The organism is Actinomycetospora cinnamomea (assembly GCF_003096675.1).
Lineage (GTDB): Bacteria > Actinomycetota > Actinomycetes > Mycobacteriales > Pseudonocardiaceae > Actinomycetospora > Actinomycetospora cinnamomea.
The window spans coordinates 80,686-98,177 of the sequence record NZ_QEKW01000015.1 but is presented as its reverse complement, the minus strand read 5'-3'; the positions used below and the strand labels follow the sequence as shown (position 1 = coordinate 98,177).

At 74.7% G+C, this 17,492-nt stretch carries 19 protein-coding genes and 1 pseudogene; 9 read left to right on the top strand and 11 right to left on the bottom strand.

The window, feature by feature from the left end:
- Positions 1–10: 10 nt before the first annotated feature.
- Together C8D89_RS22605 and C8D89_RS22600 are read right to left on the bottom strand one after the other, a co-directional pair.
- Positions 11–853: a tetratricopeptide repeat protein gene (locus tag C8D89_RS22605; protein ID WP_133252025.1), complete on the bottom strand. Its 843-nt coding sequence runs from the start codon at positions 851–853 to the stop codon at positions 11–13.
- The gene (locus C8D89_RS22600) at positions 780–3,131 is read right to left on the bottom strand and encodes an ATP-binding protein (RefSeq protein ID WP_165825882.1); all 2,352 of its coding nucleotides are present in this window, start codon (positions 3,129–3,131) and stop codon (positions 780–782) included. The genes C8D89_RS22605 and C8D89_RS22600 overlap by 74 nt, the downstream gene beginning before the upstream one ends.
- Positions 3,132–3,255: 124 nt before the next feature.
- On the opposite strand from C8D89_RS22600, the gene C8D89_RS22595 reads away from it, so the two are divergent.
- Positions 3,256–4,305, top strand: a complete 1,050-nt coding sequence (locus C8D89_RS22595) for a class I SAM-dependent methyltransferase (RefSeq protein ID WP_116710390.1) — start codon at positions 3,256–3,258, stop codon at positions 4,303–4,305.
- Between the two features lie 15 nt (positions 4,306–4,320).
- Here C8D89_RS22595 and C8D89_RS22590 read toward each other — a convergent pair whose 3' ends face one another.
- From C8D89_RS22590 to C8D89_RS31010, 3 genes are read right to left on the bottom strand one after another with little or no spacing between them, the layout of a single operon-like run.
- Positions 4,321–4,923 (bottom strand): nitrile hydratase subunit alpha, encoded by a 603-nt coding sequence (locus C8D89_RS22590; RefSeq protein WP_116710389.1) that lies wholly within the window; start codon positions 4,921–4,923, stop codon positions 4,321–4,323.
- A complete protein-coding gene (locus C8D89_RS31015) occupies positions 4,920–5,207 on the bottom strand; it encodes an SH3-like domain-containing protein (RefSeq protein ID WP_116710388.1) in 288 nt (95 codons plus the stop codon). Before C8D89_RS31015 ends, C8D89_RS22590 begins: the two co-directional genes overlap by 4 nt.
- Entirely contained in the window at positions 5,200–5,484 is a 285-nt protein-coding gene (locus tag C8D89_RS31010; RefSeq protein WP_116710387.1) for an SH3-like domain-containing protein, read from the bottom strand. The genes C8D89_RS31015 and C8D89_RS31010 overlap by 8 nt, the downstream gene beginning before the upstream one ends.
- 102 nt (positions 5,485–5,586) lie before the next feature.
- On the opposite strand from C8D89_RS31010, the gene C8D89_RS29465 reads away from it, so the two are divergent.
- The 4 genes from C8D89_RS29465 to gvpO all read left to right on the top strand — a co-directional run bounded on the left by C8D89_RS29465 (position 5,587) and on the right by gvpO (position 8,439).
- A complete protein-coding gene (locus tag C8D89_RS29465) occupies positions 5,587–5,727 on the top strand; it encodes a hypothetical protein (RefSeq protein WP_165825881.1) in 141 nt (46 codons plus the stop codon).
- Positions 5,728–5,740: 13 nt separating this feature from the next.
- Positions 5,741–6,403 carry a hypothetical protein gene (locus C8D89_RS22575; RefSeq protein WP_116710386.1) on the top strand — a complete coding sequence of 221 codons (663 nt, stop codon included), beginning with the start codon at positions 5,741–5,743 and terminating at the stop codon, positions 6,401–6,403.
- Between the two features lie 82 nt (positions 6,404–6,485).
- Positions 6,486–7,964, top strand: coding sequence for a rifampin monooxygenase (rox, locus tag C8D89_RS22570; RefSeq protein ID WP_116710385.1), 1,479 nt, complete (start codon positions 6,486–6,488; stop codon positions 7,962–7,964).
- Positions 7,965–8,070: 106 nt separating this feature from the next.
- On the top strand, positions 8,071–8,439 hold the full coding sequence (gvpO, locus tag C8D89_RS30845; RefSeq protein WP_116710384.1) for a gas vesicle protein GvpO: 369 nt from the start codon (positions 8,071–8,073) through the stop codon (positions 8,437–8,439).
- 4 nt (positions 8,440–8,443) lie between these two features.
- Here gvpO and C8D89_RS22560 read toward each other — a convergent pair whose 3' ends face one another.
- Together C8D89_RS22560 and C8D89_RS29885 are read right to left on the bottom strand one after the other, a co-directional pair.
- Entirely contained in the window at positions 8,444–9,091 is a 648-nt protein-coding gene (locus C8D89_RS22560; protein ID WP_116710383.1) for a trimeric intracellular cation channel family protein, read from the bottom strand.
- A 72-nt stretch (positions 9,092–9,163) separates the two neighbouring features.
- Positions 9,164–9,856: a hypothetical protein gene (locus tag C8D89_RS29885; RefSeq protein WP_207787366.1), complete on the bottom strand. Its 693-nt coding sequence runs from the start codon at positions 9,854–9,856 to the stop codon at positions 9,164–9,166.
- A gap of 816 nt (positions 9,857–10,672) precedes the next feature.
- On the opposite strand from C8D89_RS29885, the gene C8D89_RS22550 reads away from it, so the two are divergent.
- Positions 10,673–12,262 (top strand): IS1182 family transposase, encoded by a 1,590-nt coding sequence (locus tag C8D89_RS22550; protein WP_116710382.1) that lies wholly within the window; start codon positions 10,673–10,675, stop codon positions 12,260–12,262.
- Between the two features lie 172 nt (positions 12,263–12,434).
- Here the strand turns inward: C8D89_RS22550 and C8D89_RS22545 are convergent.
- From C8D89_RS22545 to C8D89_RS29455, 4 genes and pseudogenes are all read right to left on the bottom strand, one after another.
- Positions 12,435–12,515: pseudogene (locus C8D89_RS22545) on the bottom strand (PEP/pyruvate-binding domain-containing protein); the annotation flags it as partial.
- A gap of 251 nt (positions 12,516–12,766) precedes the next feature.
- Positions 12,767–13,717: a PLP-dependent cysteine synthase family protein gene (locus C8D89_RS22540; protein ID WP_116710432.1), complete on the bottom strand. Its 951-nt coding sequence runs from the start codon at positions 13,715–13,717 to the stop codon at positions 12,767–12,769.
- 14 nt (positions 13,718–13,731) lie between these two features.
- Positions 13,732–13,977: a hypothetical protein gene (locus tag C8D89_RS22535; protein WP_133252024.1), complete on the bottom strand. Its 246-nt coding sequence runs from the start codon at positions 13,975–13,977 to the stop codon at positions 13,732–13,734.
- Positions 13,978–14,039: 62 nt separating this feature from the next.
- Positions 14,040–14,366: a hypothetical protein gene (locus C8D89_RS29455; protein ID WP_165825879.1), complete on the bottom strand. Its 327-nt coding sequence runs from the start codon at positions 14,364–14,366 to the stop codon at positions 14,040–14,042.
- Between the two features lie 75 nt (positions 14,367–14,441).
- Here C8D89_RS29455 and C8D89_RS22530 point away from each other — a divergent pair, with 75 nt between their 5' ends.
- The 3 genes from C8D89_RS22530 to C8D89_RS22520 all read left to right on the top strand — a co-directional run bounded on the left by C8D89_RS22530 (position 14,442) and on the right by C8D89_RS22520 (position 17,469).
- Complete coding sequence (locus C8D89_RS22530; RefSeq protein ID WP_116710380.1) at positions 14,442–14,888, top strand: SRPBCC family protein; 447 nt, start codon at positions 14,442–14,444, stop codon at positions 14,886–14,888.
- A 547-nt stretch (positions 14,889–15,435) separates the two neighbouring features.
- Entirely contained in the window at positions 15,436–17,061 is a 1,626-nt protein-coding gene (locus tag C8D89_RS22525) for a DUF2235 domain-containing protein (protein ID WP_165825878.1), read from the top strand.
- Between the two features lie 15 nt (positions 17,062–17,076).
- Positions 17,077–17,469, top strand: a complete 393-nt coding sequence (locus C8D89_RS22520) for a nuclear transport factor 2 family protein (protein WP_116710378.1) — start codon at positions 17,077–17,079, stop codon at positions 17,467–17,469.
- Positions 17,470–17,492 lie beyond the last annotated feature (23 nt).

Genomic DNA, 17,492 nt, shown 5'->3' with positions numbered 1-17,492 from the left:
GTGAGCAACGCTAACCGATGACGGGCCTCCCCCTGGCCTCCTGCCCTCCCAGCTCGGCGAGACGCCGCGCACTCAGGTGGTGTCCGCCGCGGACCGCGCGCGCCCGGGCGTCGTCGAGCAGGCCGGACGCCCCGGGCTCGCGGCGTGCGACCGCCAGGGCGCACCGGGCGAGGCGGGCCTCGTAGTGCCCGAGCGGCGGGCCCACGGTCAGCGCGATGTCGACGTGGGTGGCCGCGCCCGACAGGTCCGCGTCGGCGACGAGGAGGAGACCGAGGCGGGCGTGGGCCCAGGAGGTGAACAGCGGGACACGCTCCGCGGCCTCCAGCGACCGGCGGAACGCGGTCCTTGCGCCGGCGACGTCGCCCGTCGCCTCGCAGGCGATCCCCAGCGCGCGAGACGTGGTCGCGATCCAGCCGCGGTGGCGGATCCGCCGGGCCAGGGCGAGGCCCCGCTCGGCGGTGGCCGTAGCCTCGTCGACACGACCGGCCGCGGTCAGTGCCTCGCTGTGGTGCCACGAGGCGTAGGCCTCGCCCTCCGGGTGGCCCAGCGAGCGGGCCAGCTCCAACGCGTCCGCGGTGTCCGACAGGGCGCGCTCGGGGCGGCCGGCGAACAGCAGGGCGTGGCCCCGCGTCGACCGTGGGGTCACGACGCGCAGCAGGTCGCCGACGTCGGAGAAGAGGCGCGCCACCCGCTCGAAGAGCGCCACGGCCTCGGTGATGTCGCCGTCGAGCATGGCGGCCATGGCCCGGGCGTCGAGGACGTCGGCGACCCCACGCGGGTCACCGACGCGCGCGTGGAGCGCGAGCGCCTCGTCGTAGCGCTCCTGCGCCCGAGCGGGACGGCCGAGGTTCATGTCGACGATCGCGGCGAGCGCCAGCGCACGAGCCCGCGCGCCCGGTTCGTCGGCGGCCTCCACCAGGGCCAGCTCCACGAGGTCGGCCGCGCGCGAGGTCCTCGGCCCCCATGGCGAGGGCGGCGAGCCGCGCGAGCAGCCGTGACCGCTCCGGGGCCGCCGTCGTGAGCAGCAGGGCGGCGCGCAGGTCGTCGCGGGCGCCGGCGCGATCACCGCGACGGTCCCGCACCGCGGCCCGCGCGTCCAGCAGGTCGGCGCGGGCGCCGTCGCCGGGGTCGAGGGCGAGACCGGCCTCGACCAGCCGACCGGCCTCGTCGTGGGCGAAGCCGGCGAGCCGATCGCGGGCGGCGGCCGCGTAGGCCACGGCGGCGGCCGCGTTCTCGCCGGCCCCGGCGAGGTGGTGGGCGCGTTCCCCGGGCGTGCCGGGCACCGCGTCCAGGGCGCGCGCGATGTCGCGGTGCAGCTCGCGCCGCGCCACGGGGTCGAGGCCGTCCCGGACGGTCTCGCGGATCAGGTCGTGGGCGGTGGCGACGCCACCGGGCCCGTCGCGGATCAGCTCGGCCTCGCCGAGCACGGCCAGCGCGGCACCGATGTCGCCGCCCGCCATCGCGGCGAGCTGGTCGGGAGGGGCGGGACGGCCGACGAGCGAGAGCAGCCCCAGGAGCCTCACCGCCGAGGGCCCGAGCCGGGCGGTGCGGTCCCGGATCGCGCGTCGCCGGCCGGCGCGGGCCGCAGCACGGGCGCGGGCGAGCACGTCGCCCCCGTCGTGCCGGACCGCGCGGTCCCCGGCCGGCCCCGGGCCGGGGCGCTCGAGCTCCCGGACGACCTCGAGCACCGCGAACGGGGTCCCGTCGGTTGCCTCGACGAGCAGGGACGCCAGCTGCGGGTCACCGACCAGCCGGCGCACCGACGCCACGTCCCACCGCCCCAGGCGCAGCTCCACGGGATGCACCATCGCCCGCAGCGCGCCGCGGAAGTCCGCCACCTCGGGGCGGGCCGCGAGCTCCTCGGGCCGGTAGGCCAGCACGGCGACGAGGCCGTCGGCCCGGGCCAGCGCGGCGGCGAGGGCGGCGAGGCTGCTCGCGTCCGCCCACTGGACGTCGTCGACGAGCAGCAGCGGCCGTGGCGGCGCCGCGAGCATCCGGCCCGCTCCCTCGACGACCAGGGCGCGCGCGGTGGCCGGGTCGAGCACGGGCTGCGCGGGTTCGCCGAGCAGCGCCGCGAGCGCGCTCGCCGAGCGCGCGTCGAGCTCCGTGTCCCGGCCCCCGACGGCCGCCGCCTCCCGCAGCAGGACCCGCAGCAGACTCCACGGCGTCTCGATCTCGGGCAGTACGGCCCGGGCGGCGAGGACGGTGCGCCCCGTCCGCGCGCCGAGCTCGTCGAGCAACCGGGACTTGCCCGAGCCGGCAGGCCCCGAGACCAGGGCGACGGAGTCGCCCTCGCCCAGTCGCGCGAGCATCCCCAGCTCCCGGTCGCGGCCGGTGAACGGCGCGCTCGTCCGGCCCCCGCGGCTGCCGTGACCCGCCGCGCTCCGCAGGAGCCGGCGGCGCAGGTCCTGCGCCTCCGGCGGGAGACCGATGCCGAGCTCCTCGTCGAGGTCCCGTCGCAGCGCCTCGATCTCCGCCAGGGCGCCGGCCCGGTCCCCGCCCGCGGCCAGGGACCGGGCGAGCAGGACGCGCGAGGGCTCCCGCAACGGGGACAGGGTGGCCGCGGCACGGGCGTGGTCCGCGGCGCGGCCGTGCTCGCCGACGGCCAGCGCGGCGCGGGCGCCCAGCTCGAGGGCGTCCTCCCGGCGACGCATCCACCCGTCGCGGTGCGGGGCTGCCCAGTCGGCGAAGACGTCGTCGGGGAGGGGGTCGCCCCGCCAGAGGTCCAGCGCCGCCTCGACCTCCTGCAGCGTCGCACGGTGGTCGCCGCGCTCCCGGGCGGCGGCCGCCCGGTCCACGGCGGCCGCGAACCGTTCCGCGTCGACCGAGACGCCCTCCCCGGCGTGGAGCAGGTAGCCACCGGCCGTGGTCTCGACCAGCGAGGGGTCGCCCAGGGCCCTGCGCACTCGGCACACCAGGACGTTGAGGGCGGCGTGCGTGTCCGACGGCGACGCGTCGGGCCAGAGCACCTCGATGAGGGCCTCGCGGGTCGCCACGGTGCCCCGCCCGGCGGCCAGGACGCGCAGCAGCAGGCGGGCCTGCCGACCACCGAACGCTGTCGGAGCGACGGCCTCCCCGGCCCGCGTCACCCGGAAGGGGCCGAGGAGGTCGATCTCGACCCCGCCACCCATGCACCGTTCGTAGCGGCCTGCCCGCGCGGGCCACAATCGTCGCCATCGCATCGCAAGCGACCCGCAAGGAACGATCCCTAACCTCCCCGGCGCCCTGTCCGCGGCGCGTGTCGAGGAGGAGACCGTGCAGGAGGAGAAGCTCGACCAGTTCATCGGCCGGTTCGTGCAGGACCTGGGTGCCGTCGCCCACGCCGCCACCGTGGTGCTCGGGGACCGCCTCGGTCTCTACCGCGCGATGGGTGACGGCGAGCCCACGACCCCGCGGCGACTCGCGGAGAAGACGGGCTGCGACGAGCGCTACCTTCGCGAGTGGCTCGCCGCCCAGGCCGCCAGCGGCTACGTGGAGTACGACGAAGACGCCGGCACCTTCCGGCTGCCCGAGGAGCAGGCCTTCACGCTGGCCAGCGAGGACAACCCGGTCTTCGTGCCCGGCGGCCTGCAGGTCGCCGGGGCGGCGCTCAAGGACGTGGACCTGGTCGCGGAGGCGTTCCGCACGGGCAACGGGGTCGCCTGGGGAGACCACGACGCCGACCTCTTCGCCGGGACCTGCCGGTTCTTCCGGGCCAACTACATCGGCAACCTGCTCGACAGCTGGATCCCGGCGCTCGAAGGCGTCGACGAGAAGCTGCGGGCCGGGGCCGGCGTCGCCGACGTCGGGTGCGGCTACGGCGCCTCCACCCGGCTGATGGCCTCCGCCTACCCCGACTCGACCTTCGTGGGGTTCGACTCCCACGGTCCCTCGATCGACGCCGCGGAGAAGGCCGCCGCCGACGCCGGCCTGACCAACTGCCGGTTCGAGGTGGCCACCGCGAAGGACTACCCCGGCACCGGCTACGACCTGGTCACCGTCTTCGACGCCCTGCACGACATGGGCGACCCGGCCGGTGCCGCCGCCCACGCCTGTCGCAGCCTGGCCGCGGACGGCACGTGGATGGTCGTCGAGCCCTACGCCGGCGACGACCTCAGCGAGAACCTCACCCCGATCGGGCGCATCTTCTACTCGGCCTCGACGATGATCTGCACGCCGAACTCGCGGTCCCAGGAGGTCGACGAGGCCCTGGGCGCCCAGGCGGGCGAGGGGCGGCTGCGGGAGATCGCCACCCGTGGCGGCTTCGGCCGCGTCCGCCGCGCCGCGGAGACGCCGTTCAACCTCGTCCTCGAGGCCCGCCCCTGAGCCGGCCGCCTCGCCTCACACCGCGGCGGTGCCGATCAACCCCTTCCGGGTCACGAGCGCGGCGAGCCGGCCCTCGTCCAGGTCGTCGGTGCCGGCCGGGCGCCGCGGCAGCACCATGTAGCGCGACTCGGCGCTGGCGTCCCACACGGTGATGCGCGTCGAGGCAGGCAGCTCGAGACCGAACTCGCGCAGCACCGCCCGGGGCTCACGGACCACGCGGGAGCGGTAGGCCTCGCTCTTGTACCAGCCCGGCGACGGCCCGAGCAGCGCGATCGGGTAGCAGGAGCACAGGGTGCACACGACCACGTGGTGCTCGTCGGGCCCGTTGGCGACGACGATGAGCTGCTGCTCCTGGAGCCCGCCCGCCATGGAGAGGCCGAGCTCGCCGATCGCGGTGTTCGCGTCGGCGAGGAGCCGCGCCCGGAAGCCGGGGTCGACCCACGCCCGCGCGACGATCGCCGCCCCGTTCGCCGGGGAGCCGCCGGCCGCGAGGGCGTCGATGCGCTCGTCGACCTCACCGGGTGCCAGCCAGCCGCGCTGTTCCAGCAGGGCCTCGACGTGCCGCACGCGGGCGGCGATCGGCGCCTCGTCGTGGGTGGCGTCGTGGGTGGCGCTCATCGTCGGACCTCCCGCTCGGCCGGCTCCAGGTAGTCCTCGAACAGCTCGACGACGACGGCGTGGTCGCCCTCGCCGAAGAGGTCGTGCGCCGCGAAGCGCACGCAGTAGACGGCACGCGGCGTCGACGGCAGGCCCCGGGCGCGCTCGTCGGCCAGCGGGTGGTGGCCGGCCGTGGCGACGACCTCGCCGCACACGCCGCGGGCGTAGCGCGGCAGACGGGTGTGGTGGGGCGGGTCGACGGTCCCCGTGCGGACCCTGTCGCCCGCGGCGAAGCGGTCAGGCACCGGCCAGCTCCTCCGGCGTCGCGATCCCCTTCTCCGCGAGCAGCGTCGTGATCGCCCGGAACCACTTCTCGTAGTAGGACGCGGCGAGGTACTCGCGGGGCGGGATGCGCTCGATCGCGTCACGGAACTCGTCGAGGTCGTAGACGCCCCGGCGCAGCAGCGCGGCGTTGAGCGCGACGACGTGCGCCTCCCAGTCGGCGTGGAACGCCGGCTCGTCGGGCTCCTCGACGATGGCCGGGAAGCCGACCATCCCACCGACGTCGTTGATGCGGCTCACGAGGCGTTCCTACCGCCGGGCCGGCGCGGCGGCCAGCCCCACACTCGGCCCCACACCGCGTCACCCTGGTCCCGCGAGGGCGGACGTGGCAGCGTTCCGGTCATGGACATCGGACCGGTCCGCCGGCGCCTCACCGCAGAACCGATCAGCTCCCCGGTGCCCGGCGAGGAGCCGGCGATGCCCGAGCCCGCGGCGGAGGTCGACCACCGCACGGCCGACCCCGTGACGGCCACCGACCGCTGACCCGAGCACCGCCGTGACCCTCGACCCGGCCCGTCACGACGCTCTCCCCGCAGCCGCGGTCGCGCCGGACCTGCCCCACCCGATCCTGGGCTGGCGGACCTGGCGCATCGGGCGACGCGCGGCCCGCCGCACCGACCTCATCGCGCCGCTCGCCGGGCTGCCCTGGCCGGCGCGGCAGGCGATGGCCGCGTCCTGCGGCTCGCGCACCCACTCCCCGCCCGGCGACCGCTGCGGCTGCGGGCTCTACGCCGTCGCCGACCCGGGGACGCTGGAGTGGGGTCCGTCGGACCACGAGGTGCTCGGCGTGGTCGCGCTGTGGGGGCGGGTCGTCGAGGGCACGCGCGGCTGGCGCGCCTCGCACGGCTACCCCCGCCTCGTCGTCACCGGGCCGGCCATCACCGCCGAGCAGCGGGCCGCGCTCTCCCGGCGCTACGGGGTGCCGGTGCACCGCTCGGCGGTGCCGGCGAAGGCGCTCGCCTCGCTGCTGGGCGCCGACGCCGCCCGGGCCGACGTGCTCCGGCGCGGCACGGAGGCCGAGGTGGACGCCCTGCTCGCGGCGCGGATGCCGGACTGGGTACGCCGGTGGGAGCTCCGGCGGGCGCAGGCGGAGGCACGCGCGCGGCGGCCGCGCTGGTCGGCGCTCGGACGCCGTCGATCTCCCGTTCTCAAGCTATAGCGGACCCCCGGTCTTGCGGCAAGACCCCGGTCGTGCCGCAGCATTCCCGGCCGTTCGTCGGCGTGCGGGGATCGGGAGTGCGATGTTCGACGTGATCGTGGTCGGTGGCGGACCGACCGGGCTGCTGCTGGCCGCGGAGCTGCGGCTGCACGGTGTGCGGGTGCTCGTGGTGGAGAGGGAGCCCGAACCGCCCCGCGAGGTCCGCGCGCTCGGGCTGCACGTGCGCAGCATCGAGGTGATGGACCAGCGGGGCCTGCTGGAGCGGTTCCTCGCGGAGGGCACGCAGTACCCGCTCGGCGGCTTCTTCGCCGCCATCCCGACGCCGTCGCCGCCGCGGCTCGACACCGCCCACGGCTACGTCCTCGGCATCCCGCAGACCGTCGTGGAACGCCTGCTCGCCGAGCACGCCGTCGAGGTCGGCGTGGAGGTCCGGCGCGGGGTCTCCCTGGTCGGGCTCGACCAGGACGACGGGGGCGTGGCCGCCGAGCTGGCCGACGGCAGCCGGCTCACCGCGCGCTACCTCGCCGGGTGCGACGGCGGGCGCAGCACCGTGCGCCGGCTGCTCGGGATCGGGTTCCCGGGGGAGCCGTCGCGGGTCGAGACTCTGCTGGGCGAGATGGAGGTCGGCGTGCCGCCCGAGACGCTGACCGCGGTGATGACCGAGGTGCGGAAGACGCAGGTGCGCTTCGGCGCAGCGCCCCTCGGCGACGGTGTGTACCGCGTCGTCGTCCCGGCCGCGGGAGTGGCCGAGGACCGCGCCGCGCGCCCGACCCTCGACGAGTTCCGCGCGCAGCTGCGCGCGACCGCCGGCACCGACCTCGGCGTGCACTCCCCCCGCTGGCTCTCCCGCTTCGGCGACGCGACCCGGCTCGCCGAGCGCTACCGCAACGGCCGCGTCCTGCTCGCCGGCGACGCCGCGCACATCCACCCGCCGACCGGCGGTCAGGGTCTCAACCTCGGCATCCAGGACGCGTTCAACCTCGGCTGGAAGCTGGCCGCCGCGGTCGGCGGCTGGGCGCCGGACGACCTGCTGGACACCTACCAGGGCGAACGGCACCCGGTCGCCGCCGCCGTCCTGGACAACACCCGTGCGCAGATGGAGCTGATGGACACCGCGCCGGGCCCGCAGTCGGTGCGCCGGCTGCTGGCGGAGCTGATGGAGTTCGAGGAGGTCACGCGCCACCTGATCGAGAAGATCACCGCGATCTCGGTCCGCTACGACCTCGGCGAGGGCCACGACCTGCTCGGACGCCGCATGCGCGACGTCGGGCTCGGGACCGGGCGGCTCTACGAGCGGATGCGCGACGGTCGCGGGCTGCTGCTCGACCGGACCGGGGCGCTGTCGGTGGGCGGCTGGGCCGACCGCGTCAACCGGGTCGGCGGGGTCGGCCGGGTCGGCCGGGTCGGCGGGGTCGGCGGGGTTGGCGGGGTTGGCGGGGTCGGCGACGCGCCGGACGTGCCAGCCGCGCTCCTGCGCCCGGACGGGCACGTGGCGTGGGTCGGCGACGACCAGCAGGACCTCGGCGAGCACCTCGCGCGATGGTTCGGCGCCCCGGCCTGAACCGGGACCAGATCGCTCCCCCGCGCGGCGGTGTCGCCACTGCTGTCGTCGACCCAACCCGCCCCGTCGGCCGTTCGTCGCCGCGCCGTCGCGGGCATCACCTCCCATGGGTGACGAACGGGACGAGGGCACACCGCCTCGGAAGCGGACCGGCCAGGCCACGCGTTCCGCGACCGCCACGTCGTCGAACGGGGACGGCCGTCGGCGCCGGGCACTCGGGGGACGGGAGGTCCTCGCCGTGGCCCGGGGGCTCGCGGACGATCTGGACCTGGAATGGGAGACGCTGTCGGGCCTGCGCCGCGGCGGTGAGGGCTGGACGGTGACCATGGACGTGGTCGAGACCCCGCGCGTGCCCTCCACCACCGACGTCGTCGCCGTCTACGAGGTCGACCTCGACGACGCGGGCGACCTGCTGGGCTACCGCCGGCTGCGCCACTACGTCCGGGGCCGCGGTGACAACGAGCGGTACGGCTGACCCGTCATCCCTCGTCGCCGCGGCCCGGCCCGCTGCCGGGCGGCCCCGGCGCGTTCAACCGGAACCCGACCCCGAGCATCCGGACGAGGAAGCAGATCCCCGCTCCGACCAGCGCCCACGTCGGACCACCGATCCCCACCCGGTCCGCGATCACCACGACCCCCGCTCCGACGAGCGCGGGGACGGCGTACAGCTCGCTGCGCAGTACCGTGGGGACCCGCCGGACGAGCACGTCGCGCAGCGTGCCGCCGCCCACCGCGGTGATCGTGCCCAGCAGGATCGCCTGACCGGTGCCGGCGCCGAACGCGAGCGCCCGGTCGGCCCCCGCCACCGCGAAGAGGCTGAGCCCGAGCGCGTCGAACACCGTGATCGCAGGGGACAGCCGCTCGAGCTGCCGGGTCAGCGCGAACGCAATGAGCCCACCCACCGCGGCCACCACGAGGTAGCGCCAGTCGCTGAACGTCGCGGGCGGCAACGCGCCGAGCAGGACGTCCCGCAGGATGCCCCCGCCCAACGCCGTGATCATCCCGAGCGTCACGACCCCGACGATGTCCAGCCGCGCCGCGCGCACGGCGGTCAGCGCGCCGTTGAGCGCGAACGCGAACGTCCCTGCGAGATCCAGGACGAGGGCCGTGGTCGATGGGGTGCTCAAACGGCCGTCCTCCTGCTCTCCACTCCGCGACGCTCACCGAGACGGCCGCGGACTAGGAACGAGGCCCGGTCGTCAGCTCCCTCCGAGGGAGAACGCTGCAGTGCCCGCCTCGGCCTCGTCTGCCGTCAAGTTCATCTTTCCGCGGTGTGAGACCTCGACCTGGTAGAAGCGTTCGCCGGTCGGCACGTCGGGCACCGAGAATGGGAAGGTGCAGCCCGAGGAATAGGAACCACGCCCAGGACCGAGCTCACCGACCGCGACGATGGCCCCGATGCTGTCGTAGACGTTCACCGCCGTTCCCTGACCGATGTCGCTGTAGCCGCCGTCGCCGAAGCACGTGCCGTCTCTTCCGACCACAAAGGCGGATGAGCTGTAGCTGGATGAGCCATAGCTGGACGAACCGTAGCTTGACGAGCTGCCGTAGCTCGGCGACTGGAGAAGCGTCATCCTGCCGTTCAGGCTGAAGCCGCCAGTCGTGAAGGCGCCAGCCGTCGCGGCCCAGATCGTGGCGAGGACGAGCACCCCCGCGCTAAAGCCCACGGCGAGCGGACGTCGGTCGCGCCGGAACGTGCGCAGGAAGGACACGCGGCGGCGAAGCTCGTTCTCGCGCGCCGGCACCCCGGGTTCGGCGAGTGTCGGCGTCGGATCACTCGCCTGCCCGAGCGCCTCACCCTGAACCGAGGAGCCTTCATCGGTACCCGCCTGCGTCGTCATGCCGCCCCCGAAGTCGTCGTGGTCGGCCCGGCTATCGCGCGTCCGCTCCACCCCGTTACCGCGTTGAGCAGAGGAACCTGCGCCGTCCGGGCTATCAGCCTCATGGCTGAGCGCGTCGTCTGACGCCTGTAACGATCACCGGTGGTCGGCCTAGTGACTCGTTGATGATCGGGGGGACGGCGTGATCGGAGAAACTGGCGGGGCTGATGGAGGCGAGTGCGATCGCGCCAGTAGGCCACGAGCGCCGGAAGGCTGCGGCGGAGGCCGAGCGTGCCGAGCGGCGGTGCGACAGTCGATTCCGCATGCGCTCGCGTCCCGCCACGCCGCGCTGGTCCGCATGTAGTGCCGGCGGCCACGCTCTCGCCAGCCGCGCACGCCGCGGTTCTCCGGTCCGCTATGGCTGCGTACCGCGAGGGCCGTCCGCAGGGTCAGCGAGATCAGCCGCGGGTCCGGAAGACGTACTGCGCGTAGCCAGTGATCGCCGGGAAGGCGATGCCGCCCTCGGGCATCGGGCGCCCCATGGCCCAGTGCACCAGCCCGCGGAACGACCCGGTCACCGCTGGCCCGATAGGTCCGCGAAAGCGGGGGTGAACGGGCTGGGCATCTACTCGGCGATGCTCGGGGCAAAGCCGCCCGGGCGGGCCACGGGCGAGGTCTCCGGTGGCGGCATCGGCCATCCGCTGGATGACCACCGCGAGCCCACGTCGCCCGGGCGACGTCGTGGCGGGCGCGGTAGTCGATCCGCCCACGCGGTCCACGGCCGACCAGGACCGGACGGCCGCCGCGAGCGCGGCGTCCTCGCCTAGGAGACCGACAAAGCGGGGTGTCGGAGCGGGCTGCCGGGACCCGGGCTGGGATCCTTGGTGGGTGCAGGGTCGCTCTGATGATCAGCGTGAGTTGCTGGACGTGGAGTCGGTCGCGGGGCATCTGTTGAAGCCGGGCAGCGTGTTCGCGTTCCTGGCCGCCCACCGCACCCGGCTGTTCCCGCCGGAGCTGTTCGCCGATCTGTTCCCCTCCCGTCGCGCCCGCCCGAGTGTGCCGCCGGAGGTGGTGGCCACGGTGCTGGTGCTGCAGGCCCTGCACGGGCTGTCGGATCGGGAAGCGGTGGAGGCGCTGACGTTCGATCTGCGGTGGAAGGCCGCGTGCGGGTTGGCGATCACCGACACCGCGTTCGATCCGTCGACGTTGACCTACTGGCGACGCCGGCTGGCCGCCTCGACCCGTCCGGACCGCATCTTCGAGACCGTCGCCGAGGTCATCGGGCAGACCGGGGCGGTGACCGGGAAGACCCGGCGGGCGCTGGACTCGACCATCCTCGATGACGCGGTCGCCCGGCAGGACACCGTGACCCAGCTGATCGCCGCGATCCGCCGGGTGGCCCGCGAGGTCCCCGCCGCCGACGAGATCGTCGCGCAGGTGTCGGCCCGTCCGGGCGGGCATGACTATGCGCGGCCGGGCAAGCCCGAGATCGCCTGGGATGACCCCGCCGCTCGGGACGAGCTGGTCTCGGCGCTGGTCAATGATGCGCTGGCGGTGCTGGCCGGCATCGAGGAACGCCACCCCGGCGGTGACGGCCTCGAGCCCAAGCAGGCCGAGGCGGTGGCGTTGCTGGCGCTGGTGGCCGGCCAGGACGTCGAGCCCGCCGAGGGCTCGGATGGCACCGACGGCCGGTGGCGCATCGCCCGCCAGGTCGCCCCCGACCGGATGATCTCCACCGTCGACCCGGATGCCCGCCACGCCCACAAGTCCCGGGAGCGCCGCCAGGACGGCTACCGCGCCCACGTGGTGGTCGAGCCCGACACCGGGCTGATCACCAACACCGCGCTGACCAAGGCCGCCGGGCCGGACAACAGCGATGCCACCGTCGGGATCGCCCTGCTCGACGGTGACCCGAGCCGGCCGGCCGAGCCGGTGGCGGTGTTGGCCGACTCGGCCTACGGCACCGGCGACGCTCTCGCCGCGCTCGAGGCCGCCGGGCACACCGCGGTGATCAAGCCGTGGCCGCTGCGTCCCACCGTCCCCGGCGGGTTCACCCTCGACGACTTCACGATCAACGACACCAGCGACGCCGTGACCTGCCCGAACGGCATCACCCGGCCGGTCACGCGGACCGGGAAGGTTACCTTCAAGAGCGCTTGTCGAGGTTGTCCGCTGCGCGAGCGCTGCACCACCGCCACCGACGGGCGCACCCTCACGCTCGGGCCCCACCACGCCCTGCAGCGCGCCCACCGCGCCCACGCCCGGCTCCCGGAGCACCTCGAGAGCTACCGGCGGCACCGGCCCATGGTCGAACGCTCCATCGCCTGGCTCACCCGCGGCAACCACCGCATCCCCCACCGCGGCGTGACCAAGAACAACGCCTGGCTGCACACCCGCGTCGCCGCGCTCAACCTGCGCCGCCTGCTCACCCTCGGGCTGCACCTCGACCACGGCCGATGGACCCTCGCCGCCGCCTAACCCGCGGTCGACTCAGCTGTCCACGCCCGCGACCTCGACACCGACGCCCGCCCGCGCCACCATCACCAGCGGGCGGGGCGACCTTTTGTCGCACCCACGGGTGCTGACCTCACCGCAGCTCGACTGCCGCGAGGCGCCCCGCCCCCTACCCCACTTCTTCAGTGGTCTCCTAGATGTGGAGGAACGTCTCCTGCTGGCCCGCGAAGCTCGCGTCGGCAAGGTCCTCGGCGGTGGCCGAGGAGCGCTCGGCGACGGGCCCGGCACAAGTCGGCGTAGGCGGCACGTACCTCGCTGGCGACGTCCTCGGGGACAGCGGCCGGCGAGAAATGCCGAACGGATGCGCCTCCGCCGCCTCTTCCGCTGCCGGCCACGGCGACGCCTACGCTTTGTTCGACCCCGACCGCCGCATCGAACACGGCGTAGGCGTCCGTCCTCACCACCACCCCGTCCGGCAACGGCAGCCCGGCCCGGACCAGATCGCCCGAAGTAGGCCCCCTGCCTGGCTCAACCAAGGTCGAACAGGTCCCCGGCCAGGTACTTCAGACCCGTGTCGGCGGCGACCGTGACGACGGTGCGTCCCGGCCCCGCCTCACGGGCCACCGCGAGGGCGCCGGCGACGTTCAGCGCGGAGGACGTACCGACGAAGACTCCGTCCTCCCGGGCGAGGCGCCGCGCGAGGATCCGCGCGTCGTCCTCCTCCACCGCGCGGGCCTCGTCGTACACACCGTCGGTGAGCAGCGGCGGCACGATCCCGGTGGCCGTGCCCTCGACCCGGTGCGGGCCGCCGACCCCCGCCGTCAGCGCCGGCGAGCTCGCCGGCTCCAGGGCGACCACCCGCGTCGGGCCCGCGGCTCGCAGCACCTCGGCGACCCCGGCGAGCATCCCGGCCGTCCCCACTGCCGCGCAGAACACGTCGACCGGCCCGCCGGCCTGCTCGACGATCTCCCGCCCGAGCCCGGCGTATCCCGTGAGCGCGTCGTTGTTGTGGAACTGGTCGGTCCAGAAGGCGTCCTCGTCGGCGGCGATCCGGTCGACCTCCGCGCGCATCCGGACGAACAGGTCGGGGGTGATCCGCCCCTGCTCGCTCGGCACGACGGTGAGGTCGGCGCCGAAGGCCCGCATGGTGCGCAACTTCTCGGGCGAGAAGGCGTCGGAGGTGACGAGGGAGAGCGGGTGGCCGAGCACCGCGCAGACGAAGGCGAGCGACGACCCCGTGCTCCCGCCGGTGAACTCGACGACCCGCTGGCCCGGCCGCAGGGCACCGCGGCCCCGCGCGCCCTCGAGGATCGCGACCGCCATCCGGTCCTTGTAACTGCCGGTGGGGTTGGCGCCCTCGAGCTTGACCAGCACCTCCGCGTCGTCCTCGGGTACGACGTGCCGGAGGCAGACCAGGGGCGTCCCGCCCACCGCCTCCAGCACCGTCGCCGCGACGCCGGCGGCCCATCCCGTGAGCATCCCGGGTGCGCGGGTCAGCCGCCGGCGCACCCGCAGGAGCCGTCGCCCCCGCCGCAGCACCCGGGCGCGTCCGGCGCAGCCTCCGGGGCGAACGTGCGGCGCAGGGTGTCGGCGCTGGGTGTCCCGCCCAGGGCCGACGCCATGGCCTCCCACGACCAGCCCGCGGCCTGGGCCTCCCGCACTGCCTCACCGATCGCGGTCTGGGCCCGCTGCCGGGCCTTGATCGCTCGGTGCATCAGCTGATCCACCGGTGTCGTCACGCTCCGAGCATGACGGCCCGCGGGCGCGAGGTCGAGGCTCGCGGGCACCGCGTCATTGGCGTTCAGCCCCGGGTCAACCGGCGGCGGTTGCCCACCACGCTGCGATGGACCGGGCCCACGACGGCGCCGACCGCCCTGGCCGTGTGCCGCGGCGGCGTCGTCACCGCTGCCACCGCGGCCCGGCCGAACGCCTCGGCCTTCTCCCCGACCATGCGCTCCAGCTCCCGGCGCTCGCGGGCCGGCGGCGGCCATCCACCCGCGGCAACCCTGACGACCCGGTAGCCGATCACCACCGGTGCCGACCAGGCGATCTCGACGAGCTGCATCCAGGGCCGCACCCACTCCGCGCCGGGCCACGATCGACCGGACGTCCGTTTCCTCGTGGTCATCTGTCCCACGCTACGGGCCGGGAGCACGCGGCGATCCTCGCGTGGAGCCGGGCGACACGGTGGCATCCTGAGCCCATGGCCGGCGTGGACGTGACGAGCGCGGTCACGATCGCCCGCCCGCGCGAGGCGGTGGCGGCGTTCGCGAGCGACCCGGACAACGCGAGGAAGTGGTACGCGAACATCGAGGCCGTGGAGTGGGAGACCCCTCCCCCGGTCCGCGCCGGCTCGCGCATCGCGTTCGTCGCCCGGTTCCTCGGCCGCCGCCTCGCCTACACCTACGAGGTCCGCGAGCTCGATCCCGGCCGCCGCTTCGTCATGAGCACCGCCGAGGGCCCGTTCCCGATGGAGACCACCTACACTTGGGAGGACGGTCCCGACGGCGGCACCCGGATGACCCTGCGGAACCGGGGCGAGCCCTCCGGCTTCTCCCGCTTCAGCGCGCCGGTGATGGCCACCGCGATGCGACGGGCCAACCGCAAGGACCTCGCCACCCTGAAGGATCTGCTCGAAGCGGAGGTCTAGACGAAAGGCCTCCTCCTCAGCGGACGGCAGCGGCGGTGGAGCGAGGGCCGCGACCTGTGCGCGCAGATCTTCGCGAGATCTCTGCTGGGCGGTCGTGCGGATGGGGCGTCGTTGTCGGGGGGCCGCGCTAGATGTCGGGTGGCCCGGAGGAATCGCACCCCCGGGCTCCCACGGATCCCGGCGTGACAATCTCTCGTCACCGAGCTCTTGTCATGATGATCGTTGGACGGGTGGGACGCCAGCGACCCAGGCCCAGTGCGCGTACATGCGGGGATACCGTGTGGTTATTCCCTGCCAGCACTGGACGGCGGCCTTGACGCCCCGGAGACGTTTGTATTTCGATCCGAATCGGGTCGGGGCCAGGTCACCCGTTCGCACCCGGTCGCCACACCGTCGGCGGGTGCCATCGATCCTGAAGTCGCCCAGAAAGAGCAGTGGAAGGGCAGGCACGGGTCCGGTTGCCCGTCGACTACGCACATCTGCGGATTCACCGACCGCGTCGCGGCTGGGATGCTGGGTCGATCGCCGACCGGTCCTGGAGCGCGAGATGAGCGACCTGGTGATCTGCTGCGACGGCACCTGGCAGGACGCCACCGACCGCAGCAACGTCGTGCGGCTGTACGAGGCACTCGACCTGCCGCCGAACCGCAGGAAGTACGTCGAAGGCGTCGGCACCGGGTGGCTCCTCGACCGCCTCCGGGGTGGCGTCGCCGGGGTGGGGATCGACCGCGATCTCCTCGCCGGCTACCGGTTCCTCGTCGACGAGTTCCGGCCGGACGACCACATCGCCGTCTTCGGCTTCAGCCGCGGCGCGTACCTGGCGCGCAGCCTCGCCGGGATGGTGGGCACGGTGGGGATCGTCGATCGGGCCGCACTCGGCGGCGAGGCCCTCGAGGCCGCGGTGGCGGCGGCCTACGGGCGGTACAAGGCGCACAAGGCCGACGTGAGAGCGGCCCGGCGCGCCGGGCAGGAGGCGAGCCGCGGGCCGGTGACCGACGACGCGCTGCCGCTGGTGTACGACCCACGCTCCCCCGATGTCCCCGTGGCGTTCGTGGGCGTCTGGGACACGGTCGGCGCGCTCGGCATCCCGAGCTACCTGGGGATCCCGGACCTGCTGGGGTCGCGCGAGCGGTACGAGTTCCTCGACGTGGTCCTCGACCGCCGCATCCCGCACGCGCGGCACGCGGTCTCGCTGGACGAGATGCGCGGACCGTTCCGTCCCACCCTCTGGGACGAGTCCGCGGCGGGCGCCGGGCAGGACATCGTGCAGACGTGGTTCCCCGGCGACCACTGCGACGTCGGCGGTGGCCACGCCGACCGCGGGCTCAGCGACGGCGCCCTGTGGTGGATGATCGAGCAGGCGAGGGCGGCGATCGAGCTGCCGATCGCCGATCCGGCCGTGCGCCCCGACCCCGTCGACGGGACGCTGCACGGGCTCGGGCAGGGTCCGTTCGGTGCCTTCGGGGCCGTCGTGGAGGCCGCGACGCAGCCCCGTCCGCGCGCCACCCCTCTCGTCGACCACACCCGCCCGCTGCCGCGCCGGGTCGCCGACTCGGCGTACGAGCGCCAGCGGGCCAGGGCGGGCAGACCTGCCGGCCAGCAGTACCGCCCCACCCGCACCCTCGGCGTCGGTGACGCCGTGGAGGTGGTGGTCGAGGCGCACCGCAGCTGGAACGCCACGGGCCTCTACCTGGAGCCGGGCACCTACCACTTCACCGCCGCCGGCCGCTGGGGCACGCCGCTCGGCGGCGGAGGGCCCCGCGGCGCGGCCCGGTGGCCGATCGTGGGGGACGGCTTCGGCCGGGTGGTCGATCTGGTCGAGCAGGGCCTGCGCCAGGTCCTCGACAACCCGGAGGCGGAGCTCGTCGGCGCCCGACGCGAGGCGCACGAGCCCCTGATGGCCCTCGTCGGCCTCGTCGCCAACGAGGTCACCGACGCCGAGGGCCAGGTCGTCGTGACCCCGACCGGGGCACGGCTGGAGGACCAGAAGTTCGTCATCGGCGACGACCGGCAGCAGGCGGTCGACCGCGCCGGCTACCTCTGGGCGTACGGCAACGACGCCTGGGGGTCCTACGGCAACAACCACGGCCAGGTCGTCCTGACGGTGCGACGGCTCGACGACCAACCGGCTCCCGAGCCCGCCGCCGGCGAACGGGCCGGCGCTCGCCGCTGACAGGAGGACGAGGCGATGACGCAGGGAACCGAGGCGGCCTCGGTGGTGACGTTGAAGGCGATCACCGACGCCTTCAACGCGCACGATCTGGACGCCATCATGGAGTTCTTCGCCGAGGACTGTTCGCTGGACATGCCCCGAGGGCCCGACCCGTGGGGCAGGCGCCTCGTCGGCAAGGCCGCGGTGCGCGAGGGCCTGGCCTCACGCTTCGCGGGGCTTCCCGACGTCCACTACGGCGACGACCGCCACTGGGTCAGCGGCGACCTCGGCGTCTCGGAATGGCTGCTCACGGGCACCGGGGCCGACGGCCGGGAGGTCCGGGTGCGCGGTTGCGACCACTGGGAGTTCCGGGACGGCAAGGTCGTCCGCAAGGACTCGTACTGGAAGATCGTCGACGAGCAGGCGTGAGGAGCGGGACGGCGACCACCGCC

What these genes read in the sequence shown, in the direction of transcription:
- C8D89_RS22600 (WP_165825882.1), bottom strand. Translation starts at nt 3,131, where the DNA reads ATGGGTGGCGGGGTCGAGATCGACCTCCTCGGCCCCTTCCGGGTGACG.
- C8D89_RS22540 (WP_116710432.1), bottom strand. Translation starts at nt 13,717, where the DNA reads ATGCTCACGGGATGGGCCGCCGGCGTCGCGGCGACGGTGCTGGAGGCG.
- C8D89_RS22520 (WP_116710378.1), top strand. Translation starts at nt 17,077, where the DNA reads ATGACGCAGGGAACCGAGGCGGCCTCGGTGGTGACGTTGAAGGCGATC.
- C8D89_RS22530 (WP_116710380.1), top strand. Translation starts at nt 14,442, where the DNA reads ATGGCCGGCGTGGACGTGACGAGCGCGGTCACGATCGCCCGCCCGCGC.
- C8D89_RS22605 (WP_133252025.1), bottom strand. Translation starts at nt 853, where the DNA reads ATGAACCTCGGCCGTCCCGCTCGGGCGCAGGAGCGCTACGACGAGGCG.
- rox (WP_116710385.1), top strand. Translation starts at nt 6,486, where the DNA reads ATGTTCGACGTGATCGTGGTCGGTGGCGGACCGACCGGGCTGCTGCTG.
- C8D89_RS22525 (WP_165825878.1), top strand. Translation starts at nt 15,436, where the DNA reads ATGAGCGACCTGGTGATCTGCTGCGACGGCACCTGGCAGGACGCCACC.
- C8D89_RS29455 (WP_165825879.1), bottom strand. Translation starts at nt 14,366, where the DNA reads ATGACCACGAGGAAACGGACGTCCGGTCGATCGTGGCCCGGCGCGGAG.
- C8D89_RS22590 (WP_116710389.1), bottom strand. Translation starts at nt 4,923, where the DNA reads ATGAGCGCCACCCACGACGCCACCCACGACGAGGCGCCGATCGCCGCC.
- gvpO (WP_116710384.1), top strand. Translation starts at nt 8,071, where the DNA reads ATGGGTGACGAACGGGACGAGGGCACACCGCCTCGGAAGCGGACCGGC.
- C8D89_RS29465 (WP_165825881.1), top strand. Translation starts at nt 5,587, where the DNA reads ATGGACATCGGACCGGTCCGCCGGCGCCTCACCGCAGAACCGATCAGC.